Annotated in this window: 23 protein-coding genes; 15 read left to right on the top strand and 8 right to left on the bottom strand. The window is 60.9% G+C overall.

Translation table 11 applies throughout. The features are described 5' to 3' along the window. Positions 1-87 precede the first annotated feature (87 nt). The 7 genes from mraY (at position 88) to HMPREF9371_RS13310 (ending at position 5,753) form a co-directional block, all read left to right on the top strand. A complete protein-coding gene (gene mraY / locus HMPREF9371_RS05395; RefSeq protein ID WP_009118958.1) occupies positions 88-1,173 on the top strand; it encodes a phospho-N-acetylmuramoyl-pentapeptide-transferase in 1,086 nt (361 codons plus the stop codon). A gap of 34 nt (positions 1,174-1,207) precedes the next feature. After that, positions 1,208-1,510 (top strand): hypothetical protein, encoded by a 303-nt coding sequence (locus tag HMPREF9371_RS05390; protein ID WP_009118957.1) that lies wholly within the window; start codon positions 1,208-1,210, stop codon positions 1,508-1,510. A gap of 18 nt (positions 1,511-1,528) precedes the next feature. Continuing rightward, positions 1,529-2,866: a UDP-N-acetylmuramoyl-L-alanine--D-glutamate ligase gene (murD, locus tag HMPREF9371_RS05385; RefSeq protein ID WP_009118956.1), complete on the top strand. Its 1,338-nt coding sequence runs from the start codon at positions 1,529-1,531 to the stop codon at positions 2,864-2,866. A 157-nt stretch (positions 2,867-3,023) separates the two neighbouring features. After that, positions 3,024-3,212 (top strand): hypothetical protein, encoded by a 189-nt coding sequence (locus HMPREF9371_RS05380; RefSeq protein WP_009118955.1) that lies wholly within the window; start codon positions 3,024-3,026, stop codon positions 3,210-3,212. Between the two features lie 39 nt (positions 3,213-3,251). After that, entirely contained in the window at positions 3,252-4,403 is a 1,152-nt protein-coding gene (gene ftsW / locus HMPREF9371_RS05375) for a putative lipid II flippase FtsW (RefSeq protein WP_009118954.1), read from the top strand. An 84-nt stretch (positions 4,404-4,487) separates the two neighbouring features. Beyond that, positions 4,488-5,552, top strand: a complete 1,065-nt coding sequence (murG, locus tag HMPREF9371_RS05370; RefSeq protein ID WP_009118953.1) for an undecaprenyldiphospho-muramoylpentapeptide beta-N-acetylglucosaminyltransferase — start codon at positions 4,488-4,490, stop codon at positions 5,550-5,552. A gap of 42 nt (positions 5,553-5,594) precedes the next feature. Continuing rightward, positions 5,595-5,753: a hypothetical protein gene (locus tag HMPREF9371_RS13310; RefSeq protein ID WP_009118952.1), complete on the top strand. Its 159-nt coding sequence runs from the start codon at positions 5,595-5,597 to the stop codon at positions 5,751-5,753. A 108-nt stretch (positions 5,754-5,861) separates the two neighbouring features. Here HMPREF9371_RS13310 and gyrA read toward each other — a convergent pair whose 3' ends face one another. Continuing rightward, positions 5,862-8,642, bottom strand: a complete 2,781-nt coding sequence (gene gyrA / locus HMPREF9371_RS05365) for a DNA gyrase subunit A (protein WP_009118951.1) — start codon at positions 8,640-8,642, stop codon at positions 5,862-5,864. A gap of 139 nt (positions 8,643-8,781) precedes the next feature. Continuing rightward, entirely contained in the window at positions 8,782-9,573 is a 792-nt protein-coding gene (gene fabI, locus HMPREF9371_RS05360; RefSeq protein ID WP_009118950.1) for an enoyl-ACP reductase FabI, read from the bottom strand. 489 nt (positions 9,574-10,062) lie between these two features. Between fabI and tldD the strand changes: the two genes are divergently transcribed. Together tldD and HMPREF9371_RS05350 are read left to right on the top strand one after the other, a co-directional pair. Further along, positions 10,063-11,514: a metalloprotease TldD gene (gene tldD, locus HMPREF9371_RS05355; RefSeq protein WP_009118949.1), complete on the top strand. Its 1,452-nt coding sequence runs from the start codon at positions 10,063-10,065 to the stop codon at positions 11,512-11,514. Between the two features lie 322 nt (positions 11,515-11,836). Further along, on the top strand, positions 11,837-13,156 hold the full coding sequence (locus HMPREF9371_RS05350; protein WP_040660217.1) for an ATP-binding protein: 1,320 nt from the start codon (positions 11,837-11,839) through the stop codon (positions 13,154-13,156). Positions 13,157-13,328: 172 nt separating this feature from the next. On the opposite strand, the gene HMPREF9371_RS05345 is transcribed toward HMPREF9371_RS05350, so the two are convergent. Further along, positions 13,329-14,585 carry a D-amino acid dehydrogenase gene (locus HMPREF9371_RS05345; RefSeq protein WP_009118946.1) on the bottom strand — a complete coding sequence of 419 codons (1,257 nt, stop codon included), beginning with the start codon at positions 14,583-14,585 and terminating at the stop codon, positions 13,329-13,331. Positions 14,586-14,719: 134 nt separating this feature from the next. Between HMPREF9371_RS05345 and HMPREF9371_RS05340 the strand changes: the two genes are divergently transcribed. Next, positions 14,720-15,187, top strand: a complete 468-nt coding sequence (locus tag HMPREF9371_RS05340) for a winged helix-turn-helix transcriptional regulator (RefSeq protein WP_156787046.1) — start codon at positions 14,720-14,722, stop codon at positions 15,185-15,187. Positions 15,188-15,275: 88 nt separating this feature from the next. Here the strand turns inward: HMPREF9371_RS05340 and HMPREF9371_RS05335 are convergent, their stop codons facing one another. Beyond that, positions 15,276-16,109, bottom strand: a complete 834-nt coding sequence (locus HMPREF9371_RS05335) for a DNA ligase (protein WP_009118944.1) — start codon at positions 16,107-16,109, stop codon at positions 15,276-15,278. Positions 16,110-16,141: 32 nt separating this feature from the next. Then, positions 16,142-16,900, bottom strand: coding sequence for a pimeloyl-ACP methyl ester esterase BioH (bioH, locus tag HMPREF9371_RS05330; RefSeq protein WP_009118943.1), 759 nt, complete (start codon positions 16,898-16,900; stop codon positions 16,142-16,144). Here bioH and HMPREF9371_RS05325 point away from each other — a divergent pair. The 3 genes from HMPREF9371_RS05325 to HMPREF9371_RS05315 all read left to right on the top strand — a co-directional run bounded on the left by HMPREF9371_RS05325 (position 16,899) and on the right by HMPREF9371_RS05315 (position 19,062). After that, positions 16,899-17,621: a ComF family protein gene (locus tag HMPREF9371_RS05325; RefSeq protein WP_040660215.1), complete on the top strand. Its 723-nt coding sequence runs from the start codon at positions 16,899-16,901 to the stop codon at positions 17,619-17,621. The genes bioH and HMPREF9371_RS05325 overlap by 2 nt on opposite strands. A gap of 130 nt (positions 17,622-17,751) precedes the next feature. After that, positions 17,752-18,216 carry a tRNA (uridine(34)/cytosine(34)/5-carboxymethylaminomethyluridine(34)-2'-O)-methyltransferase TrmL gene (gene trmL / locus HMPREF9371_RS05320; protein ID WP_009118941.1) on the top strand — a complete coding sequence of 155 codons (465 nt, stop codon included), beginning with the start codon at positions 17,752-17,754 and terminating at the stop codon, positions 18,214-18,216. A 42-nt stretch (positions 18,217-18,258) separates the two neighbouring features. Next, on the top strand, positions 18,259-19,062 hold the full coding sequence (locus tag HMPREF9371_RS05315; RefSeq protein WP_009118940.1) for a septal ring lytic transglycosylase RlpA family protein: 804 nt from the start codon (positions 18,259-18,261) through the stop codon (positions 19,060-19,062). Positions 19,063-19,159: 97 nt separating this feature from the next. On the opposite strand, the gene HMPREF9371_RS05310 is transcribed toward HMPREF9371_RS05315, so the two are convergent. From HMPREF9371_RS05310 to metK, 3 genes are all read right to left on the bottom strand, one after another. Continuing rightward, entirely contained in the window at positions 19,160-19,900 is a 741-nt protein-coding gene (locus HMPREF9371_RS05310) for a beta-ketoacyl-ACP reductase (protein WP_009118939.1), read from the bottom strand. 71 nt (positions 19,901-19,971) lie between these two features. Then, a complete protein-coding gene (locus HMPREF9371_RS05305) occupies positions 19,972-21,045 on the bottom strand; it encodes an AI-2E family transporter (protein ID WP_009118938.1) in 1,074 nt (357 codons plus the stop codon). Positions 21,046-21,220: 175 nt separating this feature from the next. Continuing rightward, the gene (gene metK, locus HMPREF9371_RS05300) at positions 21,221-22,390 is read right to left on the bottom strand and encodes a methionine adenosyltransferase (protein ID WP_040660846.1); all 1,170 of its coding nucleotides are present in this window, start codon (positions 22,388-22,390) and stop codon (positions 21,221-21,223) included. Between the two features lie 169 nt (positions 22,391-22,559). Here metK and HMPREF9371_RS05295 point away from each other — a divergent pair, with 169 nt between their 5' ends. Further along, positions 22,560-23,447, top strand: a complete 888-nt coding sequence (locus HMPREF9371_RS05295; RefSeq protein WP_040660213.1) for a lysophospholipid acyltransferase family protein — start codon at positions 22,560-22,562, stop codon at positions 23,445-23,447. 24 nt (positions 23,448-23,471) lie between these two features. Beyond that, positions 23,472-23,629 (top strand): lipoprotein signal peptidase (locus tag HMPREF9371_RS13305; RefSeq protein WP_083814023.1); only part of this gene is annotated, 158 nt, incomplete at its 3' end.

Genomic DNA, 23,629 nt, shown 5'->3' with positions numbered 1-23,629 from the left:
GGATGCCGGTGTTTGAATGTGTTTGAGAAACAAGGGGCGGCCGTTTGGCGCGGTGTCCGGCCCGCATAGATCTGTCAGGATGTTTTTATGTTGTTATGGCTTGCCGATATTTTTCAAAACTGGATCAGCGGTTTCAATCTGTTTCAGTACACCACTTTCCGCGCGGTGATGGCGGCGCTGACGGCGCTGGTGTTTTCTTTGCTGTTGGGGCCGTGGACGATACGCAAGCTCACGGCTTTGAAGGCGGGCCAGGCGATCCGTCACGACGGCCCGCAAACACATTTGGTGAAGGCGGGCACGCCCACCATGGGCGGGGTGCTGATTTTGCTGGCGATTACGGTGTCCACCCTGCTGTGGGGGCGCTGGTCGAATCCGTATATCTGGATTCTCTTGCTGGTGTTGTTGGGTACCGGCCTGCTCGGTTTTTACGACGATTGGAAAAAGGTGGTTTATAAAGACCCCAACGGGGTGTCGGCCAAATTCAAAATGGTGTGGCAGTCGGCGGTGGCGCTGTTGGCCGGCCTCTTGCTGTTTTATGTGGCGGCCAATGCGGCCAACAATATTCTGATCGTGCCCTTCTTCAAACAGGTGGCGCTGCCTTTGGGCGTGATCGGTTTTGTGACGCTGGCCTATTTCACCATTGTCGGCACCTCAAATGCGGTCAACCTCACCGACGGCTTGGACGGCTTGGCGGCGTTTCCGGTGGTGTTGGTGGCCGGTGCGTTGGCGGTGTTTGCCTATGTGACCGGCCACGCCCAGTTTGCCCATTATCTGCAACTGCCGTTTGTGCCGGGGGCCAATGAAGTGGTGGTGTTCTGTGCCGCCATGTGCGGGGCCTGCTTGGGCTTTTTGTGGTTCAACGCCGCGCCGGCGCAGGTATTTATGGGCGATGTGGGTGCGTTGGCTTTGGGCGCGGCCCTGGGCACGGTGGCGGTGATTCTGCGGCAGGAATTTGTGCTGGTGATCATGGGCGGCCTGTTTGTGGTAGAGGCTTTGTCGGTGATGTTGCAGGTGGGCTGGTATAAGCGCACCAAGAAGCGTATTTTCCTGATGGCGCCCATCCACCATCATTTTGAGCAGAAGGGCTGGAAAGAAACCCAGGTGGTGGTGCGTTTTTGGATCATCACCATTGTGTTGGTGCTGATCGGTTTGAGCAGCTTGAAAATCCGCTAAATCCCTTCGTGAGGCTACCTGAAAGGCGGTTACCATGTTGTTGCAGATGTTGATTTTGCTGGCGATGGCCAAATTGCAGGAGCATGTGTACGAAGAAAGCTCGCGCGCCTGGCAATGGGCGGCGGCTTATGCGGCGGTGGTGGCGGTATTGAGTTTGCTGGCCGGCGGCAGCTTGGTCGGCACGCTGATTGGCGCTGCGCTGTGGGGTTTATACGCTTGGGGTTATTTTGCCTTGCTGCGCCAAGTAACCGACCAACTGCTGCTGTGGCTGCTGGTGATGGTGGGCGGGGCCGTTTTGCCGTTGTTGTTGGTGCTCAAAGCGATGGGTGCTGAATAGGCTACCTGAAAGCAAATCATGAAAAAAAATTGGCACAATCAAAATATTCTGGTGGCCGGCCTTGGCGGTAGCGGCCTGTCTATGCTCGATTTCTTTACCCGTGCCGGCGCGCGGGTGGCGGGCTACGATGCCCGGCTCGATGAGGCACGGAAGGCCGAATTGGCGGCGCGTTTTCCCCAGGCGCGCTGGTTTTCAGGTAGCCTGGCCGCTGCCTTGGCGGCCGGTTTCGACATTTTGGCGCTCAGCCCCGGCATCAGCCGCCGTCAGCAGGCCGTCCGCGCGTTTGAGGCGCAGGGTGGCGAAGTGCTGGGCGATGTGGCGGTGCTGGTGCGCGCGCTGGCCGGCAGCGGCAGCAAAATCATCGCCATCACCGGCAGTAACGGTAAAACCACGGTGACCTCATTGGTGGGTCATTTGTGCGCCCAAGCCGGGCTGGATACGGTGGTGGCCGGCAATATCGGCACGCCGGTGCTGGAGGCCTATTTACAACGGGCGGGCAAGCCTGCCGATGTGTGGGTGCTCGAACTTTCCAGCTTCCAATTGGAAACCACGCCCGAATTGGATGCCGATGCTGCGGTGTGCCTGAATATTTCCGAAGACCACCTCGACCGTTACGACGATTTGCTCGACTACGCCCGCAGCAAGGACGCGATATTTAACGGGCAGGGCGTGCAGGTGCTCAATGCCGACGATGTGTTCTGCCGCGCCATGAAGCGGGCCGGCCGCGAGGTGCGCTGGTTTTCCCTGCACGGGCAGGGCGGCTATGCCTTGCACGCGGGCGACCTGAAAGCCGACGGCGAGGCCATGATGCGCGCCGCCGAGATTCCGCTGCAAGGCAGCCACAATGCCGCCAATGTATTGGCGGCGCTGGCCTTGTGCGAAGGCATCGGCCTGCCGCGAGACGCTTTGTTGGCCGGCGTGCGCAGCTTTCAGGGTTTGCCGCACCGGGTGGAACTGGTGGCCGAGAAAAACGGCGTGCGCTTTATCGACGACAGCAAAGGCACCAATGTCGGCGCCACCTGTGCCGCCATTGCCGGCTTGGATGCGCCCATTGTGCTGGTGGCCGGCGGTCAGGGCAAGGGCCAGGACTTCACGCCCTTGCGCGAGGCGCTGAAAGGCAAGGTGCGCGGCGTGGTCTTGATCGGCGCCGACGCCGCGCAAGTCGGCCGCGATCTGGCCGGCTGCGGCGCAGAGCCCGAATACTTCGACGATTTGCCCGCCGCCACCCGCCGCGCCTACCAAATGGCCGAACCGGGCGACATCGTCCTGCTCAGCCCCGCCTGCGCCAGCTACGATATGTTCGAGGGCTATGCCCATCGGGCGCAGGTGTTTATCGACACCGTGCGCGGTTTGTGAGGCGTTCAGGTAGCCTCTCCGCGCGGTTCAGGCTACCTGAACGCCGCAGATTTAAGGAATCGGAAGCATGAGTGATCTGATGCTGTTTGTGCTGTTCGGCGCCGTGGTCGGCTGGGCGGTTGCCTAGCGGTGCCGCGGCCGGCAGGCACTATGGAGCGTGGCGGTTGCCGGAGCGGCGGCTGTGTTGGCAGCTTTTGCCGTGTATCAGGCGGTGGCGTGGCGCGGTGATGCGGCCGGCGAATACCGCGCGTGGATGCCGCTGTTTGTGTTGCCGGCCGGTTTGGCGGGGTTGTTATCCGGCAGTCTGTATCGTGTGTTGCGCCGCATAGGCGGTGGTTTCAGGTAGCCCGTTGCCTGTTTTGTTGATCCATAAAGTGAAGTCAAGATGTTTACCGAATCCAAACTGCTCGACCGCAAACTGCTGCGCCACGGGCACACCGTGGACCAAACCCTGTTGTGGCTGTTGGTGTTGATGCTGGGTTTCAGCCTGGTGATGGTGTATTCCGCTTCGGTCGCCTATGCCGGACAGGACGGCAGCAAGTGGTTTTATCTGCAGCGCCAGGCCGGCTATATCGGCGTGGGCGCTGTGCTGGCTTGGGTGGCGTTTAGGCGGCCTTTGAGTTTTTGGCGGCGGCATTCCCTGCTGATTTTGGTGGGCAGCCTGATTTTGCTGCTGGTGGTATTGGTGGTGGGGCGGGAGATTAACGGCGCCAAACGCTGGATCCATGTCGGCCCGGCCAATATCCAGCCCACCGAGATTTTCAAGCTGGCGGTGATTTTGTACCTCTCTGGTTTCTTTATGCGCCGCTCCGATGTGCTGACCAAGCTGAGCAAGGTGTGGTTTGCAGCAATTCCGGTGGCCATCGGGCTCACGCTGATTATGTTTCAGCCCGATTTCGGCTCGTTTGTGGTGGTGGCGGTCATCATGACGGGTATGATTTTTCTGGCCGGCTTGTCGATGCGCTGGTTTGCTTTGGTGATGGCCGGCGGCCTGTCGGCCATGGTGATGATGGTGGCGTTGGTGCCCTACCGCATGGCGCGGGTAACGGCCTTTCTCGACCCCTGGCAAGATCCGCTCGGCAAAGGCTACCAGCTCACCCATTCGTTGATGGCGATCGGTCGCGGCGGCTGGACGGGCGTGGGGCTGGGCGCCAGTTTGGAGAAACGCTTTTATCTGCCCGAGGCGCATACCGATTTTATTCTGGCGGTCATCGGCGAAGAATTCGGCTTCATCGGCATGATGGTGCTCACCGCTTGCTATGTGTGGCTGGTGTGGCGGGCGTTTTCCATCGGCAAAATGGCGCGCGATGCGGAGCAGTTTTTCGGCGCCTATGTGGCCAAAGGGGTGGGCATTTGGATCGGCATTCAGAGCTTTTTCAATATCGGCGTCAACATCGGCCTGTTGCCCACCAAGGGCCTCACCCTGCCGCTGATGTCTTACGGCGGCTCGGCGCTGATCATGACCCTGGTGGCCTTCGCCCTGCTGCTGCGCGTGGATTATGAAACGCGGCGGGTGATGCGCGGCTTTAAAGTGTGATACGCGGCTTTCAGGTAGCCTCAAGCCGATAAAAGGCTACCTGAAAACCGTTTTGACAGTTCCCTTTTGCAACGGGAGGACAGCATGAGCGGAAAAACTTTTCTTCTGATGGCCGGCGGCACCGGCGGCCATATTTTCCCCGCCTTGGCCGTGGCCGACGCCCTGAAACGGCGCGGACACCATGTGGTGTGGCTGGGCAGCGAAGGGGCGATGGAAACCCGCATCGTGCCGCAGCACGGCATCGCCTTGGAAACGCTGGCGATCAAAGGCGTGCGCGGCAACGGCCTCAAACGCAAGCTGATGCTGCCCTTTACCTTGTGGCAAACCATTTCGGCGGCCAAGCGGATTTTGAAAAAACACCGCATCGACTGCGTGATCGGCTTCGGCGGTTTCGTCACCTTCCCCGGCGGCATGGCGGCCAAATTCAGCGGCATTCCGATTGTGATCCACGAGCAAAACGCCGTGGCCGGCTTATCGAACAAGCTGCTGGCCAAGTATGCCCGCCGCGTGCTGTACGCCTTCCCCAAAGCCTTCGACCATGCCGACGGCTTGGTGGGCAATCCGGTGCGCGCCGACATTGCCGCCCTGCCGCCGCCGGCCGAACGCTTTGCTGGCCGTTCCGGCAAGTTGAACGTGCTGGTTACCGGCGGCAGCCTGGGGGCCGACATCCTCAACCGCCTGCTGCCCGAAGCGCTGGCGCTGTTGCCCGCCGAGCAGCGGCCGCAGCTCTACCACCAAAGCGGGCGCGGTAAGCTGGGCGATTTGCAGCAGCGCTATCAGGCATTGGGCGTGCAGGCCGAATGCGTGGAGTTTATCGACGACATGACCGCCGCCTACCGTCATGCCGATGTGGTGGTGTGCCGCGCCGGCGCGCTGACGATTGCCGAGCTGACCGCCGCCGGCGTGGGCGCGCTGCTGGTGCCCTATCCGTACGCGGTGGACGACCACCAAACCGCCAACGCCCGCTTTATGGCGGCCGCCGAAGCGGCTTTACTGCTGCCACAAAGCGAGTTGACGGCCGAGAAGCTGGCTTCTATCTTAGGCGGCCTCAACCGCGACACCTGCCGCCAATGGGCGGAAAACGCCCGCACACTGGCAAATCCCGCCAGCGCCGACAAAGTGGCCGAAGCGGCCTTGGCTTTGGTGTGATGGGTTTTAGGTGATTAACGCTTTTCAGGTAGCCTGAGACCTTTGCAAAACCCCCATCTGCGGCGCATTTCTGCGTTGTGTGCTGCTCGCTCGCTTGCCTATCTGTATGATATGTCTACGCTCGCTGCGCTGCTACGCCTTGAACTGCATCCACATCTGAGAGTTTTGCAAAGGTCTCAGCCTGAAACGAAGTCGGCCTGATAAACAAACAGACACCATTTCCGCATCAAGGAAATGGTGTCTGTTTTTCTGCGCCCAGTCTTAGCCGAACATCTGCCGAGGCTACCTGAAAGCGGAGGCCGCTGCCGGTTACGCTTCGGCCTCGGGTAGGTCGTTTTCAGCGGCGCTCGGCACGCTGTTGCCTGCGCCGTTTTCGCAGCCGTTTTCTGCCTCAGGCTCTTCGTCCACCCGTTCGAGGCTGACCAGGGTTTCGCCTTCGTCCAGATTGATCAGCTTCACGCCGGCGGCGGCGCGGCCGGTTTCGCGGATTTGCGCCACTTTGGTGCGGATCAGCACGCCGCCACTGGTGATCAACATCAAGTCGTCGCTTTCCGCCACCAAGGTGGCGGCCACCAAATCGCCGTTGCGCTCGCCGGTGTTGATGGCGATATTGCCTTGGCCGCCTTTGCCTTTGCGGCTGTAATCGGCAATCGGCGTGCGTTTGCCGTAGCCTTTGGCGGTGGCGGTGAGCACCTGCGGTTCGCCCTGTTCGCATTCGGGGGCGAAGGTGATGAGGCTGACGATGCGGCCGTCGGCCGGCAGACGCATGCCGCGCAGGCCGCCGCTGCCGCGGCCGGAGGGGCGCACGCCTTTGTTGGCGGCGGCTACGCCGTGGTCGGCATCGCTGTCGTGTTCGGCGTCTTCCGCTTCGTTGGGGCTACCTGAAAGCGGGCTGTCGTCGTCAGAGCCGTCGTGCTCGGCCTCGGCGCTTTTCTCCCAGTATTCGTTGAAGCGGATGGCTTTGCCGAGGTTGGAGAACAGCATGATGTCGTCGCTGCCGGAAGTGCGCGCCACGCCCACCAGGCTGTCGCCTTCTTTCATGGCGATGGCTTTGATGCCTTTGCTGCTCACGTTTTTGAAGGCGGAGAGCTGCACTTTTTTCACCATGCCCTGCGCGGTGGCGAAGAAAACGTATTGGTCGGCAGGGAAGTCGCGCACCGCCAAAATGGCGGACACTTTTTCGTTTTCTTCCAATTGGATGACGTTGTTGATCGGGCGGCCGCGCGAGTTGCGGCCGCCTTCGGGCAGGCGGTATACCTTGATCCAGTGGCAGCGGCCGAGGTTGGTGAAGCACATCAGGTAGTCGTGGGTGTTGGCCACAAACAGGGTTTCGATGAAGTCTTCGTCTTTGGTGGCGGCGGCCTGTTTGCCGCGGCCGCCGCGGCGCTGGGCTTGGTAGTCGCTGGTGGGCTGGGTTTTGATGTAGCCGCTGTGGGTGAGGGTGACCACCATGTCGCGCGGGGGGATGAGGTCTTCGTCGGCGATGTCGCCGCCGAAGGGGTTGATTTCGCTGCGGCGCTCGTCGCCGAATTGCGCTTTGACGGCAATCAGTTCGTCCTGCATGATTTGGCGGATGCGCTCGGGCTTGGCCAGAATGTCGAGCAGGTCGATGATGGCGGCCATGATGTCCTTGTATTCGCGAACGATTTCGTCTTGGTCGAGGCCGGTGAGGTTGCGCAGGCTCATGCGCAGGATGGCGCGGGCCTGTTCGTCGGAGAGCCAGTAGCCGTCGGCATGCAGGCCGCGGTTTTCAGGTAGCCCTTCGGGGCGGGCCATGCGCAAATCCAAATCGGTGCGCGAGAGCATATCGGCCACCAGTTGCGAGCGCCACGGGCGGGCGAGCAAGGCTTCGCGGGCAGCTTCTACGTCGGCCGAGGCTTTAATCAGCGCGATCATTTCGTCGATGTTCGACAGGGCGACCGCTTTGCCTTCGGCGATGTGGCCTTCCTGGCGCGCTTTTTTCAGGCGGAACAGGGTGCGGCGGGTCACCACTTCGCGGCGGTGGCGCAGGAATTCACGCAGAATCTGTTTGAGGTTTAACAGGCGCGGCTGGCCGTCCACCAGGGCCACCATATTGATGCCGAAGCTGTCTTGCAGCTGGGTGAGTTTGTAGAGTTGGTTGAGCACCACTTCGGCGTTTTCGTTGCGCTTGAGCTCGATGACGATGCGCATACCGGATTTGTCGGATTCGTCGCGCAGCTCGCTGATGCCTTCCACGGTTTTCTCGCGCACCAGTTCGCCGATTTTTTCCACCAGTTTGGCTTTGTTGACCTGATAGGGGATTTCGTCAACGATGATGGCTTCGCGTTCGCCGTTTTTGCCGATGGGCTCGATGTGGGTTTTGGCGCGCATCACCACACGGCCCCGGCCGGTGTGGTAGCCTTCGCGCACGCCGGCCATGCCGTAGATGGTGGCGCCGGTGGGGAAGTCGGGTGCTTTGATGAGGTTGATCAGCTCTTCGATGTCGGTGTCGCCGTCTTCGAGCAGTTTGAGGCAGGCATCTACGGTGTCGTTGAGATTATGCGGCGGGATATTGGTGGCCATGCCCACGGCGATGCCGGAGGAGCCGTTGACCAGCAGGGAGGGCACGCGGGCGGGGAGAATCAGCGGCTCGTGTTCGCTGCCGTCGTAGTTGGGACCGAAATCGACGGTTTCTTCTTCGATGTCGGCCAGCATTTCGTGGGCGATGCGGGCCATGCGGATTTCGGTGTAACGCATGGCGGCGGCGCCGTCGCCGTCCACCGAGCCGAAGTTGCCCTGGCCGTCGACAAACATATAGCGCAGGGAAAAGTCCTGCGCCATGCGCACGATGGTATCGTACACCGCGCTGTCGCCGTGCGGGTGGTATTTACCGATCACGTCGCCCACCACGCGGGCGGATTTTTTATAGGCGCTGTTCCAGTTGTTTTTCAATTCGTGCATGGCGTAGAGCACGCGGCGGTGCACGGGTTTGAGGCCGTCTCGCACGTCGGGCAGGGCGCGGCCGACAATCACCGACATGGCGTAGTCCAGATAGGACTTGCGCATTTCGTCTTCAAGACTGACGGGTATGGTCTCTTTGGCAAACTGGTGGTCGTTTGTGCTGCTCATGACGGTGCGGCCCCGGAATTTAAAAACGCGCGATTTTACCACATAAGGCTACCCGAAACATAAGGCTACCTGAAACGGGCCGCGCGGTCATCTGCGCGGCCCGTTTCAGGTAGCCTGATTGGCCGGATGGCGGCGGCGGTCAGCCTTCGGCGGCTTCGTTCAATGCGTTGATGCTGTAACCGCCGTCCACATAGGTGATTTCGCCGGTGATGCCGGAAGCGAGGTCAGAGAGCAGGAAGGCGGCGGTGTTGCCCACTTCTTCAATGGTCACGTTGCGGCGCAGCGGATTGTGGGCGGCCACATGGCTGAGCAGTTTGCCGAAATCGGCAATGCCGGCGGCGGCCAAGGTTTTGATGGGGCCGGCGGAAATGCCGTTGCAGCGGATGCCTTCCGGGCCGACGCAAGCGGCGGTAAAGCGCACGCCGGCTTCCAAGCTGGCTTTGGCCATGCCCATCACGTTGTAGTTGGGGATGGCGCGGACGGCGCCGAGGTAAGACAGGGCCAAGATGGCGCTGTTGCGGCCGCGCATCATGGGGCGGGCGGCTTTGGCCAAAGCCGGCAGGCTGTAGGCGGAGACATCGTGAGCAATGTTGAAGGCTTCGCGGCTGATGTTGTCGAGAAAGTCGCCGCCCAAGGCTTCTTTCGGGGCGAAGGCAATGGCGTGCACCAAGCCGTCCAGGCCGTCCCAAGAGCGGCCCAAATCGGCAAAAACTTGCTCGATTTCGGCGTCGTTTTGCACGTCGCAGCGGAACACCAGTTCGGAGCCGAGTTCGGCCGCCATTTTGCGCACGCGCTCCTCGAGCTTGTCCACCACATAGGTGAACGCCAGCTCGGCACCTTGTTCGCGGCAGGCTTTGGCAATGCCGTAGGCAATCGAGCGCTCGGAAATCATGCCGGTAATCAGGATTTTTTTACCTTGCAAAAAGCCCATGTTTTGTCCTTCGTTTGTGTCGTGGTTTGTTGTACTGTGAAGCGGCGGGATGCTGGTTTTGGCCTGGTCGCCGCTGTGTAAAGCGGCGCATTATAACGAATTTTAACGGGAGAGAACAGACGCTTGCCGGGCGCGGGCCCCGGACCGGAAAAGCCGAAGCCCGCTGTTTCAGGCAGCGGGCTTCAACCTTCGGTTTTGAGTATTGGGATGTCAAGAAATCTGGTGTCGCTAGGCGTACTCCTGTGCGGGTGTTGGAGAGAATGGCTTTGAGATAATGAAATCGGCCAACCCTGTGAGTGGGTGGTTGGAGTGGATTATACACAAACGATAATTATTATCAATAAATAAAATGCGAAAATATCTTAATCAGGCTGAATGTGATGATAATTAAAATCTATTGCTTAGGAGCGGGCCGATTATCTCGGTGTCGGGCTGCTATAATGCCGCACTTTTTGCCTCTTTCTTTTCCCAATATTTAAAAGACCTGCTATGAGCTATTCCGTCCAGCGCACCGTTGCCGAACAACTGCTTCACGCCAACCGCCTGCACGAACACCACTTGGCGGCGGCTTTGGCCCAAATCGGCAGCCACCGGGTTGATTATGCCGACATCTACTGCCAGCACACGGCTTTCGAGAGCTGGCATTTGGAAGAGGGCATGGTGAAATCCGGCAGCTTCCAAATCGACCAAGGCGTGGGCGTGCGGGCGGTATCCGGCGAAAAAACCGCTTTCGCTTATTCCGATAATCTGACCGCCGAGGCTTTGGCGCAGGCGGCACGGGCGGTGCGCACCATCGGCGCGGCGGGGCAAAACCGCTCGGCCGATTTGCGTTTTCAGGTAGCCTCGGTGCCGCCCCTGTACGATGCGGCCAATCCGATTGCCGGCTTGGATTCGGCGGTCAAAGTGGCGTTGCTGGAGAAGGTGGAGCAGTTGGCTAAAGCGGCGGACCCGCGCATCGTGCAAGTGATGGCGGGGCTGACCTGCGAATACGAGATGGTCTATCTCGCCCGTTTGGACGGGCGGGTGGCGGCCGACATCCGGCCTTTGGTGCGCCTGAGCGTTACCGTGGTGGCCAAACAGGGCGAGCGGCGCGAGGCGGGCAGTGCCGGCGGCGGCGGCCGTTTCGGCTTGGCGTATTTTGATGACGGGTGTGTGCGCGGTTATGTGCAGGCGGCGGTGGCGCAGGCGCTGACCAATCTCGAATCGCGTCCGGCGCCGGCCGGGGCGATGACGGTGGTGCTGGGCAGCGGCTGGCCGGGCGTGCTGCTGCATGAAGCGGTGGGCCACGGTTTGGAAGGCGATTTCAACCGCAAGGGCACCAGCGCGTTTGCCGGCCGCATCGGCGAGCGGGTGGCGGCCAAGGGCGTGACCGTGGTGGACCAGGGCAATATCGAAGGGCGGCGCGGCTCGTTGAGTTTGGACGACGAAGGCAACGAAACCCGCCGCACGGTGTTGATTGAAGACGGCATTCTCACCGGCTACCTGCAGGACGAAACCAACGCCCGCCTGATGGGCACGGCGGTAACCGGCAACGGCCGCCGCGAAAGCTACGCTTCCGTGCCCATGCCGCGCATGACCAATACCTATATGGAAAACGGCAGCCACGAGCCCGAAGAAATCATCGCCTCCATCGACAAAGGGCTGTATGCGGTGAATTTCGGCGGCGGCCAGGTGGACATCACCAGCGGCAAATTCGTGTTCAGCGCGTCTGAAGCCTGGTGGGTGGAAAACGGCAAGCTGCAATATCCGGTGAAAGGCGCCACCATCATCGGCAACGGCCCCGAAGTGTTGAAGCACGTGAGCATGATCGGCAACGACACCGCCTTAGATCCCGGTGTTGGCGTGTGCGGCAAAGACGGCCAAAGCGTGCCGGTGGGCGTGGGGCAGCCCACGCTGCGCATTGACGCCGGCCTCACTGTGGGCGGCAGCGAAGCGGGTTAATGGGTCTCTTTAAGCGTTCGCATCATCATTCAGGCTACCTGAAAGGCTTTCAGGTAGCCTGAGACCTTTGCAAAAACCCCATCTGCGGCGCATTTCTGCGTTGTGCGCTGCTCGTTCGCTTGCCTATCTAGATGATATGTCTGTCCCACAGGGATTCCTGACGTTCACACTCGCTGCGCTGCTACGCCTTGAACTGCATCCACATCTGGGGGTTTTGCAAAGGTCTCAGCCTGAATCGTTTTTGTCTCTTTGGCCGGCTAATTGTGTGCTAAATTTCGGCGCGTATGATTGCCGTGTATCAAACCCGATTGCCTCGCCGCCCATGCCCGCTTTCCGTCACTCCCTCCAGCTGCGCCTGAATGCCGCCTTTTCTTTGCTGTTTTTGCTGCTGGCCGTTTTGGCCGGCGGCTTTGCGTTTTACGACACCTATCAGCAAACCAACGACTTCCAAGACGATTTGTTGAGGCAAACCGCTGCCTACATCAATCCGAATGCACCGCCGCCGAAGATGCCCGATGTGGACAACGATGTGCGGATCTATGTCGATTATCCCGGCGAAACACAGCAAGACGATGAGGATGAACGCGATCTGGACCTGCCCGGGCATTTGGCAGACGGCCTGCACACGGTTTATGAGGGCGGCGACAGCTACCGAGTGTACGTGCGCCACACGCCGCAGGGGCGGGTGGCGGTGTGGCAGGAAAACGAATACCGCGAGGAATTGGCCGCCCGCTCGGCGTGGAACAGCGTCTTGCCGCTGTTGCTGCTGATTCCCTTAATCAGCTTGCTGACCATGTGGATCATCCGGCGCACCTTGCGGCCGGTGAGCGAATTGTCGGCACATGTGGAAGCGCGCGGCAGCCAAGATTTGTCGCCCTTGCCCGAAGCCGGCATGCCGGCGGAAATCCGTGGCTTTGTGCAGGCCTTGAACCGTTTGTTGGAGCGGATTGAGGCGGCGGTGCAGCAACAGCAGCGCTTCATTGCCGACGCCGCCCACGAGCTGCGCAGCCCGATGACGGCTTTGTCGCTGCAGGCCGAACGCTTGGCGCAGCAGCCGCTGCCCGAGCCGGCGGCCGGCCGGCTGGCGGCGTTACAGCAGGGCATCCGCCGCAACCGCCAACTGTTGGATCAGCTGCTGTCTCACGCGCGGGCGCAAAACAGCGAGGCCGGCGGGCGCCATGCCGCTGTTCATGCGCAGGCTGTGTTCCGCCGCGTGGTGGAGGATTTGCTGCCTTTGGCGGAGGCGAAAGAGCAGGATTTCGGTGTGGCCGACGCGGCCGACCCGGTGTGCTATGCCGATGAAACGGCGCTCTATACCCTGCTGAAAACCTTGGCCGACAATGCGTTGCGCTATACGCCGGCCGGCGGGCAGATTGATTTGTGGGCCGAGGAAACCGCCGACCATATCGTGTTCCATGTCGAAGACAACGGCCCCGGCATTGAGCCGGCGGAGCGGGAACGGGTGTTGGATCCGTTTTACCGCATTTTGGGCAGCGGCGAGGAAGGCACTGGTTTGGGTTTGTCGATTGCCGATGCGGTGGCGCGGCGTTACGGCGGCCGTTTGGTATTGAGCGACAGCCGCCGTTTCGCCAGCGGCCTGCATGTGGCGGTGTATTTGGACAAGCGTTGTTTGCAGGCTTGAGAATGTGGGCGCGGCCATTGTGCTGACGGATGTTGAAGCCAAGTTTTTGCTTGTCGGGCACAGCATAAGGTCTCAGCCTGATTTGTTGCGGGCGGCATACAGTAGGAGCGATTGGCCGTGGTAATCAAGCCCCGCCTGCATCATGCGGCAGGGCTTTGGCGTGTTTTGCCGATCAGGCGTAGCGGATAAGCGACAAATCGCTGGTTTCGATTTCGGGCTTCACTTCGCCCACTAGGTCGGCGGTAATTTTGCCCGAACCCAAACCCATGGTCCAACCCAGCGTGCCGTGGCCGGTGTTGGTGAACAGGTTGGTGAAGCGGGTGGCGCCGATAATCGGCGTGCTGTCGGGCGTCATCGGGCGCAGGCCGCTCCAGAAGGTGGCGGCGCCCACGTTGCCGCAGCCGGGGAACAGCTCGTTTACCACCAGCTCCAGCGTTTCGCGGCGTTTGGGCGACAGCTGGATGCGGTAGCCGGACAGCTCGGCCATGCCGCCCACGCGGATGCGTTCGTCGAAGCGGGTGATGGCCACTTTGTAGGTTTCGTCGATGATGGTGGACACCGGCGAGCGGGATTCGTCGCTCATCGGAATGGTGAGCGAGTAGCCTTTCACCGGATACACCGGCAGGCGGATGTCGAGCTGGGCCAAGAGCTGGCGGCTGAAGCTGCCTAAGGCGCAGACGTAGCGCTCGGCGCTGAAATGCTCGCCGCCGGCGGTGAGGCCGGTGATGCGGTTGCCTTGGGTGGCGATGTGCTGGATTTCGCGGCCGTAATGGAACACCACGCCGGCATCGGCACACATTTTGGCCAGGCGGGTGGTAAACAGGTGGCAGTCGCCGGTACCGTCGTTGGGCAGGTGCAGGCCGCCGGCAATCAGGTTGGCGGCTTGGGCCAGCGCCGGTTCTTTGGCGGCACAGGCGGCGGCACCTTCCAACAGCTCGAAGGGCACGCCGTAATCGCGCAACACCTGCATGTCTTTGGTGGCGGCATCGATTTGCTGCTGGGTGCGGAAGATTTGCAAAGTGCCTAGCTGGCGGCCTTCGTAGCCGATGCCGGTTTCCGCTTCCAGACGGGCGAGCATTTCGCGGCTGTATTCGGAAATGCGCACCATGCGGTCTTTATTCACGATATAGGCCGAGTCGGTGCAGTTTTGCAGCATCTGCCACAGCCATTGCAATTGGAACAGGCTGCCGTCGGGGCGCAGCAGCAGGGGGGAATGTTCTTTAAACAGCCATTTGGCGGCTTTTTGCGGAATGCCGGGGGCGGCCCAAGGCGTGGTGTAGCCGTAAGAGAGCTGGCCGGCGTTGGCGAAACTGGTTTCCAGCGCGGCGCCCTGTTCGCGCTCGATAACGGTAACTTCATGACCGGCCTGGCGCAGATACCAGGCGGTGGCGATGCCGGTGATGCCGGCGCCCATGACGATGACCTGCATGCGTTCTCCTTTGTTTTGTGTGTTAGTGAATTGCGCAAGTCTAATGCTTTTCAGGTAGCCTTTTTCACTTTATTGATGTATTTTTAAAATGAAATATTCTGAAAATTAACTTTTAAAAAGAGAAATTCAATATGCTGAAGCAGGCCGATAAGATAGACCGCAAAATTTTAAAGCTGTTGCAGGAAAACGGCCGCCTGAGCATGACCGAGCTGGCGGAGCGGGTGGGGCTGTCGGCCACGCCGGTCACGGAGCGGGTGCGGCGGCTGGAGCGCGACGGCTACATCACGGGCTATCACGCCCGCTTGAACCCCGCCCGTTTGGGTTACGGCCTGTTGGTGTTTGTGGAAATCAAGCTGCATTCCAAATCTGGCGATATTTTTGAGGAGTTCCGCCGCGAGGTGCTGAAAATTCCGCAGATTCTGGAATGCCATTTGGTGTCGGGCGAATACGATTATCTGCTCAAAGTGCGCCTGCCGGATATGTCGGCCTACCGCGATATGCTGGGCAAAATCCTGCTCCAGCTGCCTTCGGCGGTGGAGAGCCGCAGTTATGTGGTGATGGAGGAGGTGCGGGAAGGCGGGCTGCTGACCTGGGGGGAATAGGTTTGGGAGCGTGCCGGAGCGGGCAGGACGGTTTCAGGTAGCCTGAAAGGCAGGAGGGCAGCAGGCTACCTGAAAGCGGAAGGCGGTCTTATTCGGTCGGCCGTTGGCGCACGAAGGTGGCGAAACGCGGGGTGCCGTGGCGGGTAAAGCCGCGGTAGCGGTAGGTAATCGTGCTGCCGATAGGCGGCGGATGGGCACGGTCGTGGCGGCTGAAGCCGGAGCCGATGCGGAAGCGGCCGTGCCGGTTTTCGCAGGAAAGTGCGCCGAGCAGGCCTTCGTAACGGCCGCGCCCGGGGTGGTGCGCCACCACGCGGCATTCGGCGTCGTGCTCGCTTTTCATTTTTAGGATCAGCGGGCTGCGGCCGCGCGGATAAGGGGCGTGGGGATGGCGCAGAATCAGCCCTTCGCCGCCGCCGGCTTCAATGCGCTGCAACAGGGCGTGGGCGGCGGCGGCATCGGCCACCGGTATTTGTTCGATCAGGCGGATGCGGGTGTTCGGATGGTTTTTCAGGTAGCCCGAGAGGGCGGATAGGCGTTGCAGCAGGCCGCCTTCGGCGTCGGGCACGTCGAAAACGTGGTAGCGGATGGTCTGCCAGGCTTCGGGACGGTGGCCGCGCACGGCGGCGGAGGTGTGCTCGAAACGGCCGCGGCCGGCGTAGAGTTCGCCGTCCAGCGCGTAGGGCGGGAAGCCGCGGGTAAACCAGTCTGGCGCGGGCAGGACGTGGCCGCCGCGGCTGATGAGGTATTGCCCGTTCCAGAAGGCGCGTACGCCGTCGAGTTTTTCGCTGGCCAGCCAGCCGCGGATGCCTTGGCTGCGGTATTCCTGCGCCAGCATCATGTCGGCGGGGCGGACGTTTTCGGCGGCAGCGGGTGCGGTAAAGAGAAACAGCAGACAGCACAGGCGGAAGAACAGGGATTTCATGGCACGGCTCCTGTGAACGGGTGGGGAAAGGGCTACCTGAAAGCAGGCGGCCGATCGGTTTGCAGCAGGAAGTTTCGGTAGTGTGCGGCGAATTCGTCTGCGTGGCTGAGGAAGGGGGCGTGGACGGCGCCGGGAATCAGCTGCAGCCGGCTGCGGGGCAGGTGTTGTTGCAAGTATTCGCCCATGCGCGGCGGGGTGAGGGTGTCTTTGTCGCCGAACAGCAGCAGGATGGGGCAGCGGATCTGCGCCAGCAGGGGGCGGGCGTCGGCCTGGGAGAGGGCGTTTAAGGCATCGGCCAGGGCCGGCGGGGCGGAGGCGGCGGTGAGTTTGGCGAGCACGGCTTCCTGCAAATCGGTGTGGCGCTTGCTGTAGAGAAATTGCAACTGAATGAATTGGCGGATATATTTGGCGTAATCCTGCTGAAACAGCGGCAGCATTTTGCTGAGAGCGGGCTGGGTGAGCCCGGCCGGGTAGTCGGGCGCGGCCTGCAGTTTGGCAAAAGAGGCGGTGAGGCAGAGGCTGAGCACTTTGTGCGGATGCCGTGCGGCCAGATGCAGCGCAATCAGGCCGCCGAGCGACCAGCCGAGCAGGTGGACGGCAGCGGGCATTTGTGCGGCGTATTGGTTGGCAATGATGTCGATGTCGAAATGACCGTCATAAGCGGCGTCACCGTGGCCGGGCAGGTTGGGGCAGACCACGGCGGCCGGTTGCAGGCGTTCGGCCAGTGGGTCGAATACATGGCGGTTGGCGGCCCAGCCGTGCAGCAGCCAAATGGGAGGGGTATCGGACATGGCTTGGCTTTCTCAATGGTGCCGTCGGCTCAAGCAGGCCGCAGGCGGACAAAACTGCTGTGCATTATGCCATGCGCCGAGCGGAGTGCAGGCGGTTTGCGCCGCCTGCAGCGCGGATGCGGACACGCTGCGGCTGGAGGCGGGGCGGCATTGCCCTTTGTGCGGCGTGCCTTCGGCCTGGGGCACGCCCTGCGGCGCCTGCCAGCGCAAACCGCCGCCGCAGCAATATTTGCGGGCATCGTTCCGCTACGCGCCGCCGCTGAGCAATCTGCTGTATGCCTATAAATTTCTGGGGCAGAACCATTTGTACGCGGTGTTGGCCGAATGGATGCTGGCCGACATTCCGGCATGGCCGGACGGCGGGGCGCCCGATGCGGTGTTGGCGGTGCCCTTGAGCCGGCAGCGCCTGCAGCGGCGCGGTTTCAACCAAAGCGCCCTGCTGGCGGCCGCGGTGGCCGGTCAGCTGCAACTGCCGCTGCTGCCGCCTTCCGTGGTGCGCCGGCGGCACCGTGCGGCGCAAAGCACGCTGCCGAAAGCGCTGCGCCGGCGTAATGTGCGCGGGGTGTTTCAGGTAGCCGATTCCGAAGCGGTAATGGGGCGTAAACTGCTGTTAATCGATGATGTTGTTACCACCGGCGCAACACTGGCCGAATTGTCGCAAACCCTGATGCATTCTGGCGCGGCGGCGGTTTACTGCTGGGTGCTGGCGCGGCCGGATTGAAAAAAAATTGACGCGGGCGGCCGGTGTGCGGCATCATGCGCCCCGTTGCTAAGCGGCTGATTTATTGTGAATCAGCCTTTTTTATTGGAATGAAAAAGCGCCTCAGGCTACCTGAACGGCAGATTTGACCATGTTTACCGTCGTTTTGTATCAGCCGGAAATTCCGCCCAACACAGGCAATATCATTCGCCTGTGCGCCAACAGCGGGGCAGACCTGCACTTGGTGAAACCGCTCGGCTTTCCGCTCGATTCCGCCAAAATGAAGCGGGCCGGATTGGACTATCACGAGTTCGCCAGCCTCACGGTACACGAAACCTTTGCCGACTGCTTGGCCGCTTTGGCGGGCAGACGCATTTTTGCGCTCACCACCAAAGGCCGCACCCGCCCCGACCGGGCCGCTTTCCGGCCCGGCGACGTGTTTTTGTTCGGCCCGGAAACCCGCGGCCTGCCGGCCGACATCCTCGACAGCCTGCCGGCGGAGCAAAAACTCAGGCTGCCGATGAAAGCCGGCAGCCGCAGCATGAACCTTTCCAATACCGTGGCCGTGATGCTGTACGAAGCATGGCGGCAAAACGATTACGCAGGCGGCGAATAAACTGAACCGCCTCACCGCAACACACACCCCTACCACTCAAGAATGGAGCCCGTTTTGGCGAAACTGAAAAACGCATTTTTTATCGGTATGACCACCTGCATCGGTCTGTTTAGCAGCCTGATGAACACTGCTTCGGCAGAATCCTCAGGCAACCAGGCCAGACTCACCGCCCCGGTGTATCACGGCAACTCGGCCAATCTGCATCCCAGCGCCGTTGCCAAACCCGAAAGACTGCATCGTTCAGCCAACCGAAGCTATCAAGTGCGTGGCGTGCGCTATACCCCCGCCACCCGAGTTCAAGCCTTTACCCAAACCGGCCGCGCTTCTTGGTATGGTCGCCAATTCCACGGCCGTCTCACCGCCTCCGGCGAGCGTTACGACATGAACCTGATGACCGCCGCCCACAAAACCCTGCCGATTCCCAGCTACGCCCGCGTGACCAATTTGTCCAACGGCAAAAGCGTGGTGGTGCGCATCAACGACCGCGGCCCCTTCCACGGCAGCCGTGTGATCGACGTTTCCAAAGCCGCCGCCCAGAGCCTCGGCTTCATCAACAGCGGCACCGCCAATGTGCGTATCGAGCAAATCGTGCCTGAGCAACAACAGCAGGCCGCCGCGCCGGCGCGCGAAGCCGGCAGCATTTACGTGAATCTGCGCCGCTTCGACAACCGTGCCGACGCGCAAAGCTATCTGGAAGCAACCACCCGCCAGCTGCGCCACATGAACAATACCGCGCAACAGCTGCTGCTGGTGCCGCAGGACAGCGGTTTCGTGGTGCGCCTCGGCCCCTTCCAGCAGCAAGACCAGGCCGACCGCCTGAAACAGACCGTACTGGCTTCGGCTTAAGCCCATCTGTACTTATCGGCGGCAGGATCGCCCGCACATACGAAAGGCTACCTGAAACAGTTTTCAGGTAGCCTTTTGCTTTGGGAGGCCGTTTGGCTTACAGGGTTAAGCCGCCGGTTACTTCCAATGCCGCGCCGTTGATGTAGCTGGCTTCGTCGCTGGCGAGGAAGGCGTACACATTGGCGATTTCGCTCGGGTCGGCCAGGCGTTTCATCGGCACTTTATCGGCCATGGCGGCCAATACTTTTTCCGGCATGTCTTTCAGGATGGGGGTGGACACGAAGCCGGGGCACACGGCGTTGACGCGGATGCCTTTTTTGCCCAGTTCGCGCGACCAGGTTTTCACGAAACCGATGACGCCGAATTTGGTGGCGGCGTAATTGGTTTGGCCGAAGTTGCCGTACACGCCGACAACGGAGCTGGCGTTCAGAATCACACCGCTGCCTTGGGCCACCATGGTGTCCACCAGCGCGCGGGCCATGTTGTAAGTGCCTTTCAGGTTGATGTCCACCACCTTGTCAAACTGCTCTTCGGTCATTTTCACCAGTTGGGCGTCCATTACGATGCCGGCGTTGTTGACCAAGGTGTCGATGCGGCCGTGTTTGGCCAAAACGGCATCGCGCATGGCGTTGATTTGTTCTTTATTGGTTACGTCTACCACGTAGCCCTCGGCTTTGCCGCCTTGGTCGGTAATGGCTTGCACCGCAGCATCGATGCCGGCCTGGTTCAGGTCGCACACGATGACGGTGGCGCCTTCGGCGGCGAATTTCTCGGCAGTGGCCAAACCGATGCCGCTGGCGGCGCCGGTAATCACGGCTACTTTGTTTGCTAAACGCATGAATAATCTCCTTTAGTCAAGTCAAGATGAGGTGGGTGGGATGCAGCCCGGCAACGGCGGGGCCGCGAACATTATTTTTCCCGGCGGTAGAAACGGCTGTTCAGGTAGGCATCGGCGCCTTCGCGCAGCAAAACCAACACCACAGCCGCCAGCGGCAGGGCCAGGAGCATGCCGACGAAACCGAACAGGCTGCCGAAGGCCATCAAGGCGAAAATCACCCAAAACGGCGACAGGCCGATGCTCTCGCCCACGATTTTCGGGGTGATGAAAAAGCTTTCCAAAAACTGGCCGACGGCAAACACCGCCCACACCATCAGCAGACCCTGCCAAGAGGCGAATTGCAGCAGGGCGGCCATGGTGGCCAAAAGCAGGCCGGTGAAGGCGCCCAGATAGGGCACGAATACCAAGAGGCCGGCCACCATGCCGATGGCGAAGCCGGAATCGAGGCCGGTGAACATCAGGCCGAGGCCGTAGATCAGGCCCATGATCAGCATCACAGTGAGCTGGCCGCGCATGAATTGGCCCAGCACGCTGTCCATGCTGCGGGTGATGCGGGTGTAGGTTTCGATGTAGCGGCGGGGCACCATCAGCTTGATGCCGAAATTCCAGCGGGTCCAGTCGAGCAGGAAGTAGTAAAGCAGGAAGGGCAGCAGAAACACATTGCTGATTAAGGCCACCAGATTGCCGCTTTGCTGCACCAGGGTGGGCATAGCTTTCGATAAGGTGGCCTGGATGTTGCCCAAATTGTCTTGAAACCAAGAGGCGGCAAATTCCTGATCCAATACCCAGTCGGTATTCAGGTGGCCGTTGATCCACGGCAGCGCTTTGTCTTGAACGAAGGCGAACAGTACCGGCAGCCGCGCCACCAGATTGCCGAACTGCTGGATCAGCATCGGCACCACGATCAGGAGCAGGGCCAGTAAGACGAGCAGAGCGAACACCATCACCAGCATGGCGGCTACGCCCCGCTTGATGCCGCGGTCACGCAGTTTTCCCACCAGCGGATTGAGAATGTAGGCCAATACCGCGGCGGTCACAAAAGGGGTGAGGATGTCGCGCATATAGCCGACGGCCAAGCCGATAACCAGCAGCAGGCCGAAGCCGAACAGCCAAGGCATCCAAGGACGTTTTTTTGCCTGATACATTTACGCTATCTTCGATTGTTGCAGCGCGGCATTATCACGCGGAACGGAGCAAAAAACAAATATTTCTCAATTGTTTCGACAGGCGGTTTGGCGTTTGCTTTCAGGTAGCCTGCCAACAAAGCGACCCGCCTTGCTGTTAGAGAGCGGGCGGGTCGTGCGCAGGGCGGTGCTTGGATCACAAGCCGGCGGCGGCTTTCAGGGCGGCGGCTTTGTCGGTGCGCTCCCAGGTGAATTCCGGCTCTTCGCGGCCGAAATGGCCGTAGGCGGCGGTTTTGCTGTAAATCGGCCGTTGCAGATCGAGCATCTGGATGATGCCTTTGGGGCGCAAGTCGAAATGTTGGCGCACCAGGGCGATCAGCGCGACTTCGTCCAGTTTGCCGGTGCCGAAGGTGTCGATGGCGATCGAGGTGGGTTCGGCAATGCCGATGGCGTAGGAAATCTGAATCTGGCATTGGTTGGCCAAGCCGGCGGCTACAATATTTTTGGCCACGTAGCGGCAGGCGTAGGCGGCGGAGCGGTCCACCTTGGTGGGGTCTTTGCCGGAGAAAGCGCCGCCGCCGTGCGGTGCGGCGCCGCCGTAGGTATCGACGATGATTTTACGGCCGGTGAGGCCGCAGTCGCCCTGCGGGCCGCCGATGACAAAGCGGCCGGTGGGGTTGATCAGGTATTTGGTGTCTTCGGTGAGCATCTCGGCCGGCAGCACCGGGCGGATGATGTGTTCCATCACCGCCGCGCACAAGTCTTCGTGGCTGATGTCGGGATCATGCTGGGTGGAGAGCACCACGGTGTCGATGCGTTTGACTTTGCCGGTGTCGGCGTCGTACACGCAGGTGAGCTGGGCTTTGGCGTCGGGGCGCAGCCAGGGCAGGCGGCCGTCTTTGCGCACTTCGCTCTGGCGCTGCATCAGGCGGTGGGCGTAGTAGATGGCAAACGGCATCAGCGTGGGGGTTTCGTCGCAGGCGTAGCCGAACATCAGGCCCTGGTCGCCGGCGCCCATGTCCAAATCCAAACCTTCGCCTTCGTTCACGCCTTGGGCGATGTCGGGCGACTGCTCGTCGTAGCACACCATGACCGCGCAGCCGTCGGCGTCGAAACCCAGCTCGGAGGCGTTGTAGCCGATGCGGCGGATGGTGTCGCGGGCGACCTGAATATAGTTGACGTGCGCCCGGGTGGTGACTTCGCCGGCCAGCACGCACAGGCCGGTGTTCACCAGGGTTTCGGCGGCCACGCGCGCGGCGGGGTCTTGGCTGAGGATGGCGTCGAGAATGGCGTCGGAAATTTGGTCGGCCACTTTGTCGGGATGGCCTTCGGAAACCGATTCGGAAGTAAACAGATATTCGCTCATGGCATGACTTTCGCTGATAAACATCAATATGGCCGGCTGTTCGGGCAGATAAACGGGGCAGGGCGGCGTGGATGAGGCTACCTGAAAAGCCGTTCGGTTTCAGGTAGCCTGTCGGGTGGTGGGGAATTTCCATTACAATGGCGCCTCTTCATGAGTGGCCGCCTGTGTGATGCAAACCCTGATTTTTTTATTGTGCCGTTTTCTTTCTGCGTTGCCTTTGCGCGTGCTGCACATCTTGGGCAGCATGGCCGGCCGCCTGTTTTACTGGCTGTCGCCGGCCGACCGGCGGCGGGTGCGCCGCCATCTGCAAGCGGCCGGGATTATAGCAGATAAGGCCATGGTCCAATCGGTTTTTCGGGAAACCGCCTGCGGCGCGCTGGAGTTGCCCGTTGCCTTTTTCCGTCCGCCTGCCGACATTGCCGCCCTGTTTCGCGAAGTACATGGCTGGGAACATGTGCAAGCCGCCCTCGATGCCGGCGAAGGCCTGCTGCTGATCACCCCGCATTTGGGCAGTTACGACTTGGCCGGCCGCTATCTCAGCCACCGCCTGCCGTTTCCGCTGACCGCCATGTATAAGCCGCCCAAAATCAAAGCGCTGGATGCCGTGATGCAGGCCGGCCGGGTGCGCGACAAAGGCCGCACCGCACCCACCAATATGCAGGGCGTCAAACAGATTATCCAAGCCCTGCGCAAAGGCGAGGCCACCATTGTGTTGCCTGACCACGTGCCCGACGAAAACGGCGACGGCGTGTGGGTGCCGTTTTTCGGCCGCTACGCCTACACCATGACGCTGGCGGCCAAGCTGGCGCAGGTAAAAAACGTGCGTACCCTGTTTTTCTGCGGCCGTCGCCTGCCGCACAGCGAAGGTTTCGCCCTCCACATCGAGCCTTTGCAGGGCAACCTCAACGGCGACAAACACCACGATGCCGAAATCATCAACCGCAATGTGGAAGCCTGGGTGCGCCGTTTCCCCGAGCAATATCTGTTTGCCTACAACCGTTACAAACATCCTGCCGGCGCCCCGCATCGTCCGGCCGACGAAGGGCAGGCTAGCTGAAAACCGAAGCAGGTTTCAGGCAGCCTGAGACCTTTGCAAACCCTCCATCTGCGGCGCATTTCTGCGTTGTGCGCTGCTCGCTCGTTTGCCTATCTGTCTGATATGTCTGCACTCGCTGTGCTGCTACGCCTTGAACTGCATCCACATCTGGGGGGGCAAAGGTCTCAGCCTGAGACCTTTGC

Origin of the sequence: Neisseria shayeganii 871 (genome assembly GCF_000226875.1) — a bacterium.
In the GTDB taxonomy this organism is placed as follows: Bacteria; Pseudomonadota; Gammaproteobacteria; order Burkholderiales; family Neisseriaceae; genus Eikenella; species Eikenella shayeganii.
The sequence above is the reverse complement of the archived record's forward strand: the minus strand, read 5'-3'. Positions and strand labels throughout refer to the sequence as shown.

What these genes read in the sequence shown, in the direction of transcription:
- mraY (WP_009118958.1), top strand. Translation starts at nt 88, where the DNA reads ATGTTGTTATGGCTTGCCGATATTTTTCAAAACTGGATCAGCGGTTTC.
- HMPREF9371_RS05390 (WP_009118957.1), top strand. Translation starts at nt 1,208, where the DNA reads ATGTTGTTGCAGATGTTGATTTTGCTGGCGATGGCCAAATTGCAGGAG.
- murD (WP_009118956.1), top strand. Translation starts at nt 1,529, where the DNA reads ATGAAAAAAAATTGGCACAATCAAAATATTCTGGTGGCCGGCCTTGGC.
- ftsW (WP_009118954.1), top strand. Translation starts at nt 3,252, where the DNA reads ATGTTTACCGAATCCAAACTGCTCGACCGCAAACTGCTGCGCCACGGG.
- murG (WP_009118953.1), top strand. Translation starts at nt 4,488, where the DNA reads ATGAGCGGAAAAACTTTTCTTCTGATGGCCGGCGGCACCGGCGGCCAT.
- gyrA (WP_009118951.1), bottom strand. Translation starts at nt 8,642, where the DNA reads ATGAGCAGCACAAACGACCACCAGTTTGCCAAAGAGACCATACCCGTC.
- fabI (WP_009118950.1), bottom strand. Translation starts at nt 9,573, where the DNA reads ATGGGCTTTTTGCAAGGTAAAAAAATCCTGATTACCGGCATGATTTCC.
- tldD (WP_009118949.1), top strand. Translation starts at nt 10,063, where the DNA reads ATGAGCTATTCCGTCCAGCGCACCGTTGCCGAACAACTGCTTCACGCC.
- HMPREF9371_RS05350 (WP_040660217.1), top strand. Translation starts at nt 11,837, where the DNA reads ATGCCCGCTTTCCGTCACTCCCTCCAGCTGCGCCTGAATGCCGCCTTT.
- HMPREF9371_RS05345 (WP_009118946.1), bottom strand. Translation starts at nt 14,585, where the DNA reads ATGCAGGTCATCGTCATGGGCGCCGGCATCACCGGCATCGCCACCGCC.
- HMPREF9371_RS05335 (WP_009118944.1), bottom strand. Translation starts at nt 16,109, where the DNA reads ATGAAATCCCTGTTCTTCCGCCTGTGCTGTCTGCTGTTTCTCTTTACC.
- HMPREF9371_RS05325 (WP_040660215.1), top strand. Translation starts at nt 16,899, where the DNA reads ATGGCTTGGCTTTCTCAATGGTGCCGTCGGCTCAAGCAGGCCGCAGGC.
- bioH (WP_009118943.1), bottom strand. Translation starts at nt 16,900, where the DNA reads ATGTCCGATACCCCTCCCATTTGGCTGCTGCACGGCTGGGCCGCCAAC.
- trmL (WP_009118941.1), top strand. Translation starts at nt 17,752, where the DNA reads ATGTTTACCGTCGTTTTGTATCAGCCGGAAATTCCGCCCAACACAGGC.
- HMPREF9371_RS05315 (WP_009118940.1), top strand. Translation starts at nt 18,259, where the DNA reads ATGGAGCCCGTTTTGGCGAAACTGAAAAACGCATTTTTTATCGGTATG.
- HMPREF9371_RS05310 (WP_009118939.1), bottom strand. Translation starts at nt 19,900, where the DNA reads ATGCGTTTAGCAAACAAAGTAGCCGTGATTACCGGCGCCGCCAGCGGC.
- HMPREF9371_RS05305 (WP_009118938.1), bottom strand. Translation starts at nt 21,045, where the DNA reads ATGTATCAGGCAAAAAAACGTCCTTGGATGCCTTGGCTGTTCGGCTTC.
- metK (WP_040660846.1), bottom strand. Translation starts at nt 22,390, where the DNA reads ATGAGCGAATATCTGTTTACTTCCGAATCGGTTTCCGAAGGCCATCCC.
- HMPREF9371_RS05295 (WP_040660213.1), top strand. Translation starts at nt 22,560, where the DNA reads ATGCAAACCCTGATTTTTTTATTGTGCCGTTTTCTTTCTGCGTTGCCT.